Origin of the sequence: Microtetraspora malaysiensis (assembly GCF_050947145.1) — a bacterium.
Classification (GTDB): domain Bacteria; phylum Actinomycetota; class Actinomycetes; order Streptosporangiales; family Streptosporangiaceae; genus Microtetraspora_A; species Microtetraspora_A malaysiensis.
Genome location: NZ_CP191998.1, coordinates 3,339,458 through 3,354,009 on the forward strand (window position 1 = coordinate 3,339,458; position 14,552 = coordinate 3,354,009).

Below are 14,552 nucleotides of genomic sequence, written 5' to 3' on the forward strand. Positions count from 1 at the left end.
GTGCCCTCAGCCCTTCCGCGGCCGGAACTCGGGGAGGAACAGATGGTTGAGCTGCTGGGAGCGGTGGTCTCCCTGGCGGCCGTGACGCTGCTCGGTCTGATCGCGTTGCTGCTGATCTCGGTGTGCATGCTCCTGGGGTTGGCGGGGATGGCCGCCTCCACCCGGCGTGAGCCCCAGCCGGTCTCCCGGATGCCCGCCGCGTGATCCAGATCCCCGCCGGGTGACCCGGATCCTCCGGGCCGCCCGGCGGGCGCGTGCATGAGGGCCCGCTCTCGGGGGACAGGGGGACCCATGGGGGAGAGCGGGACGGCCGCCGCGCCCGCCCGCGAGCGCGGCGTATGGGCGGTGATCCTCGCGCTGATGCTGGCGATGCTCCTCGCCGCCCTGGACCAGACGATCGTGTCCACCGCGCTCCCGACCATCGTCGGCGAGTTCGGCGGGCTCAACCACCTGTCGTGGGTCGTGACCGCGTACCTGCTCGCCTCCACGGTCTCCACCCCGCTGTGGGGGAAGCTGGGCGACCAGTACGGCCGCCGGCACCTCTTCCAGGCCGCCATCGTGATCTTCCTGGTGGGGTCGGCGCTGTGCGGGCTGGCCGGGGGAATGACCCAGCTCATCGCGTTCCGGGCGCTGCAGGGCCTCGGCGGCGGCGGGCTGATGGTGCTGGCCATGGCCATCGTCGCGGACGTGGTCGCCCCCCGTGACCGAGGCCGCTACCAGGGATTCTTCGGCGGCGTCTTCGCCTTCGCCAGCGTGGTCGGGCCGCTGCTCGGCGGGTTGTTCGTCGACCGGCTCTCCTGGCGCTGGGTCTTCTACATCAACGTGCCGATCGGCGTCGTCGCGCTCTTCGTCATCGCCGCGACCCTGCGCGGGTGGCGGGACCGCAGGCCGCACGCCATCGACTATCCGGGCGCCGTCCTTCTCGGCGCGGCGGTCACCTGCGTCGTGCTCGCCACCTCCTGGGGCGGCAGCCGATACGCCTGGGACTCCCCGCCGATCCTCGGCCTGGGCGCCGCGGCCACGCTCCTGCTCGTGCTGTGGGTGCGGGTCGAGCGGCGCGCCGCGGAGCCGATCGTGCCGCTCCACCTGTTCCGGGTCGACGTGTTCTCCGTCGCCGCCGCGCTCGGTTTCGTGGTGGGCTTCACCATGATGGGCACGCTCGCCTACCTGCCCCTGTTCCTCCAGGTGGTGCACGGCGTTTCGGCGACCACGTCCGGCCTCTACCTGCTGCCGATGATGGCGGGGATGCTCGGCACCTCGATCGCGTCCGGGCAGGCGATCAGTCGCACCGGGCACTACCGGATCTACCCGATCGCCGGCATGGCGATCACCACGGGGGCGTTGCTGCTGCTCCACGGCATGAGCGAGCACAGCTCCACACTCTCCCTGAGCCTCCGGTTCCTGGCCCTCGGCGTCGGGCTCGGCCTGGTCATGCAGGTCCTCGTGATCGCCGTGCAGAACGTCGTGGACTACCGCGATCTCGGGGTCGCCACCTCGTCGGTGACGTTCTTCCGCTCCATCGGCGGATCGTTCGGCGTCTCCCTCTTCGGCACGGTCTTCGCCGGGCAGGTCGCCGTACGCGCCGCGGAGGCGCTGCGCGGCGCCGCGCTCCCGCCCGGGTTCCACCCGGCGGCGGTGCAGGGCAGCCCCGCGCTGCTGTCCCGGCTGCCCCCGGACGTCGCCGCCCGGGTCGTGCACGCCTACGCGGAATCGGTGACCACGATCTTCCTGTACGCGGCACCGGTCGCCTTCGCCGGACTCGTCCTCGCCTGCTTCCTGCGGCAGGTGCCGCTGCGGACGACCGTCGGGACCTCGGCCGCCGACCTCGGCGAGGGCTACGGGGCGCCGTGCGGCCGCTCCTCACTGGAGGAGATCGAGCGGGCGCTCACCGTGCTCATGCGGAAGGACCCCGAGGCCGCCCGGCTGTACCGCGAGCTGGCCCGGCGCGCCGGGTACGACCTGCCGGCCGGGGCCGTGTGGATGCTCGCACGGGTGGCCAGGACCGGCCGCGCCGGCCGTACGGCGCTGGCGGCGCGGGCCGGCACCACGCCGGAGCGGGGCGCGGGCTGCGCCCAGCCGCTGGTGGACCGCGGTCTCGTCGAGCGTTCAGACGACGACCTGGTCATCACCGGCCCGGGCCGGGAGGCCGTCCGGCGGATGGTCGCGGTCCGCCGGGCCGCGCTCGCCCGCCACCTCGACGGGTGGAACCCGGACAGCAACCCGGAGCTCACCGCGCTGCTGTCCCGGCTGGCCGCGGAGACCGTCGGCGACGACCGCGACGCCCGGGGCGCGGTCGACGCGATCTGAACACGCGAGCGGAAAGCCGCCCCGCCCGGACGCATACGTACGCGGAGAGGGGCAGGGGACGCGTATGAGCGAGCGCACGAGACCGGAGCCCGACCCGCGCTCCCGGGCTGAGGACGAGGGCATCCCCGACCTCGGGGAGGGGACCCCGCAGCGCCAGTGGGCGAACGACCCCCAGGAGGAGCCGCTCCCCGGGGACCGGCCGGTCGGCCTCGACGAGTACGGCACCACGCCCGCGGAGATGGCGCAGGGGGAGTCGCTGGACATGCGTCTGCGCCGGGAGGTCCCCGACAAGACGCTGCTCTACGGCTCGCCGGAGGACGCCGAGCCCGACATCGCCGACGAGAGGATCCCGTACGGGGGCGACGAGGAGGAGGTCGGCCGCTCCGAGGACGAGGACGAGGACGTCCGCCGCCCGGCGGGGCGCCTCGTGGACCCCGACGAGGGGCTCGGCCCCGACGTGGACAAGGAGATGATCGGGGAGGACGTCGGACCCGACACCGGCGGCTTCGGCCCCGAGGAGAGCGCGATGCGGATCGAGCCCGAGTGACCCCGCGCAGGCGTCCGGTGACCCGCCTCCCGGGTGCCTGCGCGGCCAGCGGCGGACACGGTCCCCGAGATCGGCTGTGAGCGAAGCGGGCCGCCAAGATCGGTGATCTTGCAGCTGGACGCGTTACGCTGCGACGATGGCGGATGTTGAGACACGGCACGAGTGGCGGGTGCCGCGGGGGATCCTCGCGGCCAAGGCGATCGCCGCCGCTGTCTGCGTCGCCCTGGCCCTGCTGGGCGACGTCGCCCAGGCGTTCCTCGCCTCCGTCGCCGCGGCCGGGTTCGCCGCGCTGGCCCTGCGCGACCTGATCGCGCCCGTACGGCTGGCGGTGGACGAGGGCGGGGTCACCGTGCCCGCGGGCTTCGCCGGGAGAGAGCGGCACTCCTGGAACGACGTGGACCGGATCCGGGTGGACACCCGCCGCCGCTACGGCGTCACGGCGCGGCTGCTGGAGATCGACACGGGGGATCAGGTCCACCTGTTCAGCCGCTACGACCTCGGCGCCCCCGTCGTCGACGTGGCCGAGATCGTGATGCGACTGCGTCCCTGACGCAGGCCCGGCCCGGAAAGTTCCCTGATCCACGCGCGCACAAGGTCGATTGTGAGAACCGCGCCGGCGAGTGCCGTGTGCCGGGTCGATCCCCGAGTGTCTCCAGACATGGAAGAGCCCCCGCGGTGTCGGAGCTGATCGGGGTCTCCAACTCCCCCGGCTTTGCCGTCGTCCTCGGCCGGACCCGTATGAGGGTGTCCGGTTGTTGTCCACATGTGCTGTCCACGGGTGGTGGACACCGTGCCGGCCGTTCAACAGTGATCTCACGTTGTTTCGTTACGAAGGGAGCAGACGATGAGAAAGGTCGGCGCGCTGGTGGGGGGCGGGCTCCTCGCAGTAGGGATGACTGCCCTGCCGAGTTCGGCCGCGGCCAAGCAGGCACCCGTCGGCAAGGTGATCAACACGGCGGGGCTCGCCTCGTTCGAGGCAACCACCATCGGCGGGAGCGCTGCTGATGGAGACGTGTACAGAATCGACTTCAGCAAGCGCCCCGTGAGGTGGTACGCGTACGGGGCTCCGATTTATCCAGTGTGCTGGATAGAGGGCCCGAAGGTCACCGGCCCGTACGGCTCGACCACTGCCTGGATCTCCGTGGGCGGTGGCTACAGCGCCAGCGGTGCCGGCTCGGAGACAGTGCTGACCGACGCATGGGTCTACACCGGCAACGACATCCGCAAGCAGATCAAGAAGTGCGAAAAGCCGGAAATTGACGGGCAGTAGAGGGCATCGGCGCTAGGGAGTGTCTGACACGACCTAGTCGTGCGACCTCGTTGATCTGTCGTACGAGACCTCGTGCGGGCGGCATCGAAGGGCTGTTGATCAGTGCCGCCCGCACGTCCCGAGGCCGATCGACCGCTGCCGCCGCATACGGCTGTTCTGACGGATCGAGCGCCTCCCAGGGAGGCACCTTCACCCACCACACCTCTGGAGCCACGTGATGAGTCAGCAACCGTACGGACCACCGCCCCAGCTGCAGCCGCCGGCGCCGCAGCCGCGACCCAGGCCGGCCGGCGGCCTGGCCGTCGCGATCATCCTCGCCCTTGCGGTCGGGATCCTGCTGGACATGGTGAACATCACGCAGTGGCAGGCCCTGCGCGGTGACGTGCGGGAGCTCACCATCGGCGAGGCGACCGACCGGCTGGCACAGCTCAGCGCACTGGGATGGGTCGACACCCTGCTTGTCTGGGGCACCACCGTCATCTGGATCGTCATGCTGCTGAGGATGCGGGGCAACATCGAGCTGCGCACGCCCGGCATGATCCAGTGGAAGAAGGAGACGCTGGTCGCGCTGTTCGTCGTGCCCGTCCTGTTCGGACTCGCCAGTGCCGTGCTGCCCGCCCTATTCCTGCCGGCCATGCTGGTCAGCTTGGCGTCAGGCATCGCGCTGATCATCGTGGTCAACGAGATCTGGCGGCTGGGCCATCCCCTACGTCCGGGGCCCACCTCCGTGCTGGTGATCGCGTGGGGAGTCGTCGGCATCCTGGATGAACTGTTCCTCACCCTGGCTTCACGGTGGTGGTACTGGGAGATGCTCGACATGGCCTCCGACCGCGAGGCCGGCGGGGATCGCGAGCTGGTCAGCACGGACTTCATCCCGGTGTCCAATGCGATGTCCGTCGCCTACATCCTGGACGCGCTCTTGTGCGTCGTCGCGATCCTCATGGTCTGGCGGCTCGCCATGAAGCACAACGAGGGTCTGCGCACGCCGTGACACCAGGACGCCGGTGCAGCGGTGACTCAAACGGGCGCCTGCCGCCTGTGAGCAGCGCGGTGCCGAGCGGTTCTATTCGTCGCTCCAACGGCATGTGGCGCGGGCCGCGGATGCGGTCACGGTGTAGGTGTCGATGGCCTGATGAGGCTGGTTGCCCAAGATGAGGGTCAGCCGTCCGGGCCCGGGCACCGGCCAGGTGCCCAGGGTGACCCAGGCGCCTCGGTGGGTCGTCTGATCGATGGTGATAGGCCCGGCCAGGTGCGGCATGGTGGTGTCGTCGTCGTCGAGGTAGTAGGAAGCGGTACCGGCTGAACGGCGGTCGTCGGCGATGAAGGCCTCGATGATGCAGCGGGCCTCGGGACGAGTGTCGAAGTACCAGTTCACCTCTTGGGTGAACTGGCCCGGCTCGGAGCTCACCTGCAGGAACAGGGCGGTACCGGTGCAGCCGTCTTTCGTCCAGCCTCCGCCGGTCGGTCTCCAGCCGGGGTCCGCGTAGAACCATGCCGCCTGGCAGCCGAGGCCGTGTACCGCGCTCCAGGTGCCGGTGCGCTTGCCGACAGGCGTGGTGAGGATACGTGCGGGAGCAGTGGGCGTGGCGGGGTTGGTGGTCTGGGTGAGCACAGCTGCCTGCGTGTAGGGCGACGGCCGTGTCCCGGTGGGCTGGGGCCCGGCGAATGTGTCCATGCCGCCAAGGGACGGTATCCCGGCCACGAGGAGGACGGCGAACGCCGGCACGGCCACCATCGTGATCGTCCGTCGCCGGGAGGCCTTCCGCGATAGAGCCTTGTGGCCACGGGCAGCGTGGCCCGTGGCGGGGCTCTCCCCGACTGCGGTGCTTTGTTCAGTGGCGCCGCGGCCCTCGCCGGTGGTCTGCTCGACAGGGCTTTCCCGCACTGCCGCCGGTGTGGCTCTACTGGCTGCAAGGGCCTGCGCGCGACGGTCCACCCAGGGTTGGGGGTCGTCGACGCCGAGAGCTTTGACCAGCGCTCGCAGCACCCCCTCCGACGGCAGACGGTGCCCCTGCAGGGCCTGGCCGATGACCGACTTCGAGTAGGGCGCCTGGGCGCGCCGGGTCCTGTCCGCCAATTCCCGCACCGACGGTGACCCCTGCTGCTGATGCAGCGCCCGTAACTGTGCGATGAACGCGGCCACCGGATCCTCGCCTGATTCCGGCTGGTGTCCACGTCCCTGTTCGGACAGCGGGTCATCACGATCAGACATGCGCCTTCACCCTCGATTTCTCGCTCGTCAGCCTCTGTACAGACCTGGCGGGTGTCCGGTCGTTGTCCACATGCGCTGTCCACTTGTGGTGGACACGGCACCGGCCCTCCGAAAGTGATCTCACGCCATCACGGCACATCGTCTCGACCCGACAGGAGTCATTCAGTGAGATCTTTTCAGCGCATCGCCGCACTGGCCATCCCCCCAGCGGCCCTCATCTCCCCGCCCCGGCCCCGCTCGACGACACCGCGCAGGACGCGCCCGAACCCGTGAAGCTCACCTGCGTCGCCTGGGGCGGCGGACTGCAGAACGAGAACGGGGACATCCTCGCCAACTTCACGCCCACCTCCTGGCGGCCGTCCTAACAGCTGGCTGTGGTGATCGCCACAGCACAACCGCCATTCCTGCACGAACTCGCGCGAAAGGAAGTTCACTTCGATGAAATACCGCTACAAGATCCTCGCCGCTCTCGCCGCCACGCTGCTCATCCCGCTCACCGCCACTTCCCAGCCCGCGTTCGCGGCCGAAGGAGGCGGCTGTGACAGCGACCATCACATCGGGAACGTCGTTATCAGCGGTTGCATCAGCGCCACAGGCTGGGCCTCGGCTTACGTGGACGGCTACGTCAGGACGACCGGCCCCGCCAGCAGCTGTAACGTCGAGCTCCAGCTCCTCGGTGAGGACGGCTCGGTTCTGGACCACACTCAACCTCTGGACTGCGACGGCCACAAGACAGGCATCTCGACCTGGCGGCCGTTCGGCAAGTATCGCGGCAGCATCTGCGTCACCTACGGGTGGGGGAGCGACTACCACTACGGATGTTCCTGGAGCCCGCTCATCACCATGCCGTAGGCCATCGGCCCCAGACTCGCCTGCCGCGGGTTCTCAGCGGACGGCGATCGGATCGTGCACGTGCGCGCATGCACGATCCGTGCTGGGGTTTCAGGTCATGAGCGTGCGGCGTTTCTGAGTCGCCGACAAGCCGGATGCAAGCCATGGTCAACCGTCTATCTCTACTTTTCCTGCCATGTCGGAAAGCGGCCGGGTGGAGACGTTGGGGACACCCCGCCGATCCGGGCATCCCGCGCGCGGTGCACCATCACTGGTGGAAGCCGAACCAACGACACCGGACGACGGGGGCAGTGACCAGGTATGGCGCGGCAACTGAGCGCGCTCGACGCGCAGTTCCTCAACTTCGAGACGAGCAGCAACCTCGCGCACATCGCGGGGCTCGCCGTCCTCGACCCGTCCACCGCGCCGGGCGGGGAGGTCACCCGCGCGGCGCTGATCGAACTGATCAAGGAGCGGGCGCACCTCGCTCCGCCGCTGCGGCGCCGCCTGGTGCAGGTGCCGTTCCGGCTCGACCACCCCTACTGGGCGGAGGATCGTGAGATCGACTTCGACTACCACGTCCGCGAGATCGCCCTGCCGCGCCCCGGCGACGACCACCAGCTCGGCGAGCAGGTCGCCCGCCTCCACAGCCGCCGCCTGGACCGGCGCCGTCCGCTCTGGGAGCTGTACCTCATCCACGGGCTGTCCGGCGGGCGGATCGCCGTCTACACCAAGGTGCACCATTCCGCCATCGACGGTGTGACCGGCGCGGAGGTGCTCGCCGCGCTCATGGACCTCGGCCCCGAGCCGCGGCGCGAGACCCCGCCGCCGGAGTCCGAGCCGGACACGCCGCCCGAGACCGTCGAGATGATCGTCCGGGGGGTCGGCCGCGTCCTGGAGAACCCGGGGGCGGCGGTGCGCTTCCTCGCGGGCGTGATGCCGCGGCTCGACGAGATCCCGGTCGTCTCGCAGATCCCCGGCACCGGCCTGGTCTCGCGCGTCGTGCGCGGCATCGGCGCGGAGCCGCTGCCCGGGCTGCCGCGGATGACGGTGCCGCGCACGCCCTTCTCCGGGCCGATCTCGCCCCATCGCCGGTTCGCGTTCGGGACGCTGCCGCTCGCCGACGTCAAGCGGATCAAGAACGCCTTCGGCGTGACCGTCAACGACGTGGTCCTGTCGCTGTGCGCGACCGCGCTGCGGCGCTGGCTGGTCCAGCGGGACGAGCTGCCCCGTGAGCCGCTGGTCGCCGGCATCCCGATCTCCAGCCGGGGTCTGACGGAGGGCGACGTCCCCGCCAACGAGGTGGTCCTCGCGATGGCGACGCTCCCCACGGACGTCGCCGACCCCGGCGAGCGGCTGCGCGGCGTGAGCCGTTCCATGAAGACCGTCAAGGACCGGTACGCGGCGGCGCCCGCCACCTGGCTGCTGGAGTTCAGCGAGGCCATGCCCGCCGCGCTGAGCGGCCTCGCCGACCGCGCCGCCTTCCGTATCGCGTCGCGTACCGCGTCCGCCATGAACCTCATGGTGTCGAACGTCCCCGGCCCGCAGTTCCCGCTGTACATGTGCGGGGCCCGGCTGCTCGCCCACTATCCGGTCTCGGTGATCACCGACGTCAGCGGCGGGATCAACATCACCGTGTTCTCCTACGACGGGTCGCTGGACGTCGGCATCGTGGTCGATCGCGACATGGTGCCCGACGTGTGGGACTTCATCGACTATCTGCGCGACGCCCTGGACGAGCTGAGCCGGACGAACCCGTGACGGGCGCCGGCGCGGCGGCCGGGGCGGCGGCGGGGCTGCCGGACGGGGTCGGATAGGTGGCGCGGCCGAAGCTGCCGGCCGACCTGTTGGGCCCGTCCACCCGCCCCAGGCACCGGTAGCCGCGCGCGCCCGTCGCGTACTTGGCGGCGCTCGGGGGCAGCACGGTTATCTCCCACCTGTCCGCCTTGATCGTCGTGGCGGCGCCGCGCCGGGACAGCAGCAGGACGTACTTCGAGCAGACCCGCGTGACGGTGGGGTGCTTCTCCACCGTCGGCTGGTCGCTGGCCACCCCCGGCGGCAGCGGTGCGATCGCGAACGTCTCCCACACGTGCGGCTTGGCGCAGGGGATGGAGCGTGCGGTCGCGTCGCCGGCGATCACGACCGGGCCGGCCCAGCACTCGGGGGTGGAGACGCACGCCGCCCCGGCGGAGGCCACCTCGGCGGCGGGGCAGCCAGCCGTGTAGGTCGCCACGTCGAAGCCGCCCTGCCCGCTCGCGGCGGGAGGCCCCGTCGGGCTGTGGGAGGCCGCCGCGGCTCCGGGGCTCAGGCCGGTGCCGCCCTGGTCCGCGTCGCTGGGGGTGAGCAGGACGATCCCGACGACGAGCAGGACGGTGAACACGGCGGCCGTCGCGGCGAAGACGGCCGGATGGCGGGCCGCCCGGGGCCGCGCGGCCGGCATCGCGCCCGCTCTCACCCGCGGCGGCGCCGTACGCGCATAGGGGCCCGCGGCCGGGTTGCCTCCGGGGGCGCCTGGCGGCCTGACCCCCGGGACGGCCGGGTTCGGGATCGCGCTCGCTCCGGTCGGGGCATGCGAGAGCGCGCGCGGAACGGAGGGAGCCGCGCTCATCTCGGGTGAGGCGGCCTCGGGGCGCGCGCTCGCGTACGGGCCGGGGGCCGCGGAGGCGTACCCGGGGGAGGCGTGACCCGGTGCGGCGCGATCGGCGGCGCCGTCCGGGCCGAGCGCGGCGAGCGCGTCGCGCAGTTCGGCGACGCTCGCGATCCGCTCCCGGGGGTCGCTCGCCATGCCGTGGCGCAGCACCTCGACCAGCGCGGGCGGCGCTCCGGGGATGTCGGGGACGGGCAGCCGGTGCAGCGCGAGGATCGCCGCGATGTTCACCACGCCGCCTTCGGGGAACCGGGGCGGCCTGCCGTTCAGCAGCGTGTACAGCGTGGCGGACAGCGCGTAGACGTCCCCGGCGGCGGTCGGCTCGGTGAGCTCGAACGCCTCGGGAGGCGCGTAGGCCGGGGTGAGCGACTCGCGGGTGACCGAGGCGTGCTCGCCTCCCGCGCCGCCCGGACGTGTCGCGAGCCCGAAGTCGGACAGCACGACCAGCCCGTACGCGTTGACCAGGATGTTCGCCGGTTTGACGTCCCGGTGCAGCACCCCGGCCGCGTGCGCGGCGGCCAGCGCGTCCGCGATCTTGATCCCGATGTCGCGGACCTCGGCCGCGCCGAGCGGCCCGTACGCCGCGAGCCGGTCCGCCAGCGACCCGCCGGGGCACAGCTCCAGGACCATGTACGGCCGGCCGTCCGGCAGTACGCCCGCGTCGTACACGCCGGCCACGTGGGGGTGGCCGGACAGCGCGCCCGCCGCGGTGACCTCGCGCAGGAACCGGCGGCGGTCGCGGTCGGAGAGCAGGACGCGGTTGTCGAGCTTCAGCGCGACCTCGCGGCCCACCGTCAGCTGCCTGGCCCGGTAGACGACGCCGAAGCCGCCCTGCCCGAGGACGCCCAGCACCTCATATCCCGGCACCAGCGGCGCGCCCGTCTCGCCCACCCCAGCCACCTCCAGACAACCGTCCGGAACATTACCGCAGAGATCACGTCATTGATCGACATAGCGGGATCACGTGGGAGACGGGCCGGGGCAAGGCCCCGGACACGGCGACGCCCGGTGACCCTGTCGCGGAGGCACCGGGCGCGTGGAGCCGTACGGGATCAGGAGGAGCCGGCGACCTCCAGATCGTGGACGCGGGGGTCCTCCCGGTCGGCCACGTAGTCCTCGGGCCGGGTCGCGTCCGGACCCTCCGCCATCTTGACCGCCCGCGCCAGCAACGTGCCGAGCACGGCGACGATCAGGTTGACGGCGAGCGCGAGGAACCCGGCGTAGACGGTCATCTTGGTGTCCAGGCCCAGCTTCTCCAGCGGGAACGCCGAGCCGCCGAAGTGCGCGTGCTTGGTGGCCGGGTTCGCGATGTTGTACAGCATCACCAGTCCCGCGCCCATCCCGGCGACCCACCCGGCGATGAGACCGGCCCGGTGGAACCAGCGCCCGAAGAGCCCGAGGGCCACGGACGGCAGGGTCTGCAAGATGATCACGCCGCCGATGAGCTGCAGGTCGATCGAGAACTGGGGGTCGATCAGCAGGATGCACAGCACCGCGCCGACCTTCACGACCAGCGAGACGATCTTGCTGACCGAGGCTTCCTGGGCGTCCGTGGCGTCGGGCCTGATGTACTCGCGGTAGATGTTGCGGGTGAACAGGTTGGCCGCCGCGATCGACATGATGGCCGCGGGCACCAGCGCGCCGATGCCGATGGCGGCGAACGCCACGCCGGCGAACCAGTCGGGGAACATGGTGTCGAAGAGCTGCGGCACCACGGTGTTCACGTCGGTGCCGATGGGCTTGATCCCGGCCGCGATCGCCATGTAGCCGAGCAGCGCGATCAGGCCGAGCAGCAGGCTGTAGGCGGGCAGCGCGGACATGTTGCGCTTGATGACGTTGCGGCTCTTCGCCGCCAGCACGCCCGTGACGCTGTGCGGGTAGAGGAACAGCGCCATGGCCGAGCCGAGGGCCAGCGTGACGTACTGGAACTGGTTGTTCGAGTTGAGCAGGATGCCGTCGCCCGGTGCCGGGGTGGCGTCGAACTTCGCCTGCGCCGCGTCGAAGATCGCTCCCCAGCCGCCGAGCTTGGAGGGGATGTAGATCACCGCGACCAGGATCACGAGGTAGATCAACGAGTCCTTGACGAAGGCGATCAGCGCCGGCGCGCGCAGCCCGGACTGGTACGTGTACGCCGCGAGGATCGCGAACGCGATGATCAGCGGCAGGTCGCCCCGCACGCCCATCGTCTTCAGCACCGCCTCGATGCCGACGAGCTGCAGCGCGATGTACGGCATGGTCGCCACGATGCCGGTGATGGCGACCAGCAGCGCCAGCGTCGGCGAGCCGAACCTCGCCCGGACGAAGTCGGCCGGGGTGACCAGCCCGTGCACGTGCGAGACCGACCAGAGCCGGATCATCACGAGGAAGACCAGCGGATAGGTCACCACCGTGTACGGCAGGGCGAAGAACCCGGTGGCCCCCGCGCCGAAGAGCAGCGCGGGCACCGCCACGAAGGTGTAGGCGGTGTAGAGGTCCCCGCCGACCAGGAACCAGGTGATCCACGACCCGAAGCTGCGGCCGCCGAGGCCCCACTCGTGCAGGCTGGCGAGGTCGTTCGCGCGCCGCCAGCGGGCCGCCACGAACCCCATGCCGCTCACGACCAGGAAAAGGACCGCGAAGACGACGATCTCGGTGCTCACCGGCGGCTCCTGGTCATCCGGTAGACCACCGTGGTGGTGGCGACGCCGAGCAGGATGAAGGCGAGCTGCAGCCAGTAGAACAGTGGGATGCCGAACAGTCGCGGCTCGACGGCGTTGTACAGGGCGGGGATGAGGGGGATCGCGATCGGTATCAGAAGGAGCCAGTTCCAGGGACTTCGGTCACTGCGAGGGGCGGCCAACGCGCCCTCCTTTCTGACTGGGGGTCGCTCCGCAGCGTAAAGTGACGCGCGTCACATCCGGATCGCCGATCGCCGAACGGTCGGGTTGGCGCGCCGAGCGTCATGGCTCGCTCGGCCTCTCAAAGGCGGGAGCCGCGTGACCTGGGTTTCCGATCCGCGCCGCGTCAGGGGGCCGCGTCAGGGGGCGCCCCGCGGTCAGCTTCGGGCGGTCAGCTTCGGACGGCTCGGGGGAGCAGGATCGCGGAGGGACGGGCCGGGTCGTGCAGGACCTCGTGGTCGCAGCAGACCAGCGCCGCCCCCGGCCCGAGCGGGTCGCCGGTGCCGGGGTTGCGGGAGATCCTGGGGTAGGCCCCGCCCGCGACGTGGACCCTGATCCGGTGGCCGCGCCGGAAACGGTGCGCGATCGGCCACAGGTCCACCCGGATCCGCCGCACGCCGTCCGGGTCGGGCAGTTCGGCCGGGGTGAGCCTGCGGACGCCCTCGCACACGTTCATCGAGGTCCCGTTCGGGTGGACGTCGCAGACGCGGACCACGACGTCGGCGTGCTCGGTGCTCGTCCGGATGTACAGATCGGCGGACACCTCCCCGATCAGGTCCGTGTCCGCCGCCAGTACGGGCGAGGTATACACCAGCACGTCCCGCCGCGACTCCAGCCGCCGGTTGTCCCGCGGCGTCGAGTTGCCGATGAGGACCGGGCCGCCGAGCACCGGGGTGGGGTGCCGCGGGTCGTACCGGAACCGGTCCGGCCCGGACGGGGCCGGGTTGTCCGTGGAGAGCGCCCCGCCCGGCTGCAGGTGCCAGCGCTCCGTCCGCGTCCCCGGCACCGGCCAGTCGGGGTAGTCCCGCCACTCGTCCGCGCCGGTCACGTAGAGCCGCACCGGCGACGTCCGCAGCCCGGACGGGTCGCCGAGCAGGTGGGCGCGGAACCAGGCCAGAGCGCCCGCGCTCGCCACCCGCCCGAGCCGCAGGTCCGCGTGGTACCAGGGTCCGATCGTCAGGTGCGGCTGCCGCCCGGCCGCCCGCATCGCCTTGTAGTCCTTGAGCTGCCACGGCAGGAACACGTCGTACCAGCCGCCGGTCATGGTCACCTCGGCCGTGACCTCGCCGACGGACGCGGAGAAGTCCCGTTTGCGCCAGTACGCCGACGACGGGTCGGCGTGGTGGGCGATCAGGTCGCGGAAGAACGGCAGCGGGCGGCCCGCCGACACGAGGTCCAGCTCGGACAGCGGCCGGCCGGACAGGCCGGACCGCACGGCCCGGCGGGTGCGGCGCGGGGCGAGGAAGGTCGCGGCGGCGCCGCCCAGCCGTCCCTCCATCCCGGCGGTGAGCGTCGTCCAGACGAGCGTGGACTCCAGGGCGAACGACCCGCCGACGTAGGCCGCGTCGCGGAAGCACGACGCCGTCACCTGCGTGGCCATCGCCCTGAGGTCGGGCGCCTCCGCCGCGATGGCCCACTGGGCGTAGCCGAGGTAGGAGGGGCCGTGCATGGCGAAGCTCCCGCCGTACCAGGACTGGGCCCGCATCCACATGACCGTGGCCAGGCCGTCCTCGCGTTCGTCGCCGAGCGGGTCGAGCAGCCCGCCCGAGCCGAACCCGCCGCGGCAGCTCTGGATCACGACGTGGAACCCGTGCCAGGCGAACATCCGGCCGTACATCCAGCCGACCACCCCGGCCCGGCCGTACGGGGAGCGGATGAGGACGGTCGGCGGCCGGTCGGCGCCGACCGGCACGTACCGGTCCGCGAGCAGCGTGACACCGTCCGGCATCGGCACCGGCACATCGCGGTGGACGAGCACCCGGTGAGCGCGGTGCCGGGGGAGCTGGAGTGCCATTCGTCCCTCCTCGCCGTGTTTGTTACATACTAGTAACATTATTGGCCGGGGCCAGGGAGCAACGTCG

General features: G+C 71.4%; 13 protein-coding genes. 8 read left to right on the forward strand and 5 right to left on the reverse strand.

Translation table 11 applies throughout. The features are described 5' to 3' along the window. Window positions 1-42: 42 nt before the first annotated feature. The 6 genes from ACQP1V_RS15840 (at window position 43) to ACQP1V_RS15865 (ending at window position 5,115) form a co-directional block, all read left to right on the forward strand. Window positions 43-204 (forward strand): hypothetical protein, encoded by a 162-nt coding sequence (locus ACQP1V_RS15840; protein ID WP_157570321.1) that lies wholly within the window; start codon window positions 43-45, stop codon window positions 202-204. A gap of 87 nt (window positions 205-291) precedes the next feature. After that, the gene (locus tag ACQP1V_RS15845; RefSeq protein WP_433423480.1) at window positions 292-2,307 is read left to right on the forward strand and encodes an MFS transporter; all 2,016 of its coding nucleotides are present in this window, start codon (window positions 292-294) and stop codon (window positions 2,305-2,307) included. A gap of 64 nt (window positions 2,308-2,371) precedes the next feature. After that, window positions 2,372-2,854, forward strand: a complete 483-nt coding sequence (locus ACQP1V_RS15850) for a DUF5709 domain-containing protein (protein WP_433423482.1) — start codon at window positions 2,372-2,374, stop codon at window positions 2,852-2,854. A gap of 136 nt (window positions 2,855-2,990) precedes the next feature. After that, the gene (locus tag ACQP1V_RS15855; protein ID WP_387411216.1) at window positions 2,991-3,404 is read left to right on the forward strand and encodes a PH domain-containing protein; all 414 of its coding nucleotides are present in this window, start codon (window positions 2,991-2,993) and stop codon (window positions 3,402-3,404) included. A 294-nt stretch (window positions 3,405-3,698) separates the two neighbouring features. Then, complete coding sequence (locus ACQP1V_RS15860) at window positions 3,699-4,124, forward strand: hypothetical protein (protein ID WP_433423485.1); 426 nt, start codon at window positions 3,699-3,701, stop codon at window positions 4,122-4,124. A 217-nt stretch (window positions 4,125-4,341) separates the two neighbouring features. Next, the gene (locus tag ACQP1V_RS15865) at window positions 4,342-5,115 is read left to right on the forward strand and encodes a hypothetical protein (protein WP_433423488.1); all 774 of its coding nucleotides are present in this window, start codon (window positions 4,342-4,344) and stop codon (window positions 5,113-5,115) included. 72 nt (window positions 5,116-5,187) lie between these two features. Here ACQP1V_RS15865 and ACQP1V_RS15870 read toward each other — a convergent pair whose 3' ends face one another. After that, entirely contained in the window at window positions 5,188-6,267 is a 1,080-nt protein-coding gene (locus tag ACQP1V_RS15870) for a helix-turn-helix domain-containing protein (protein WP_433423491.1), read from the reverse strand. A 507-nt stretch (window positions 6,268-6,774) separates the two neighbouring features. On the opposite strand from ACQP1V_RS15870, the gene ACQP1V_RS15875 reads away from it, so the two are divergent. Next, the gene (locus ACQP1V_RS15875; protein WP_433423493.1) at window positions 6,775-7,188 is read left to right on the forward strand and encodes a hypothetical protein; all 414 of its coding nucleotides are present in this window, start codon (window positions 6,775-6,777) and stop codon (window positions 7,186-7,188) included. A 300-nt stretch (window positions 7,189-7,488) separates the two neighbouring features. Next, a complete protein-coding gene (locus ACQP1V_RS15880) occupies window positions 7,489-8,928 on the forward strand; it encodes a WS/DGAT/MGAT family O-acyltransferase (RefSeq protein WP_387411218.1) in 1,440 nt (479 codons plus the stop codon). On the opposite strand, the gene ACQP1V_RS15885 is transcribed toward ACQP1V_RS15880, so the two are convergent. From ACQP1V_RS15885 to ACQP1V_RS15900, 4 genes are all read right to left on the reverse strand, one after another. Continuing rightward, window positions 8,876-10,705, reverse strand: a complete 1,830-nt coding sequence (locus ACQP1V_RS15885) for a protein kinase domain-containing protein (RefSeq protein ID WP_433423497.1) — start codon at window positions 10,703-10,705, stop codon at window positions 8,876-8,878. The genes ACQP1V_RS15880 and ACQP1V_RS15885 overlap by 53 nt on opposite strands. A gap of 161 nt (window positions 10,706-10,866) precedes the next feature. Beyond that, window positions 10,867-12,453: a monocarboxylate uptake permease MctP gene (mctP, locus tag ACQP1V_RS15890; protein ID WP_433423499.1), complete on the reverse strand. Its 1,587-nt coding sequence runs from the start codon at window positions 12,451-12,453 to the stop codon at window positions 10,867-10,869. Continuing rightward, on the reverse strand, window positions 12,450-12,653 hold the full coding sequence (locus tag ACQP1V_RS15895) for a DUF3311 domain-containing protein (protein WP_067132018.1): 204 nt from the start codon (window positions 12,651-12,653) through the stop codon (window positions 12,450-12,452). The genes mctP and ACQP1V_RS15895 overlap by 4 nt, the downstream gene beginning before the upstream one ends. Window positions 12,654-12,862: 209 nt before the next feature. Continuing rightward, window positions 12,863-14,485, reverse strand: a complete 1,623-nt coding sequence (locus tag ACQP1V_RS15900; protein WP_433423502.1) for a CocE/NonD family hydrolase — start codon at window positions 14,483-14,485, stop codon at window positions 12,863-12,865. Between the last annotated feature and the right edge of the window lie 67 nt (window positions 14,486-14,552).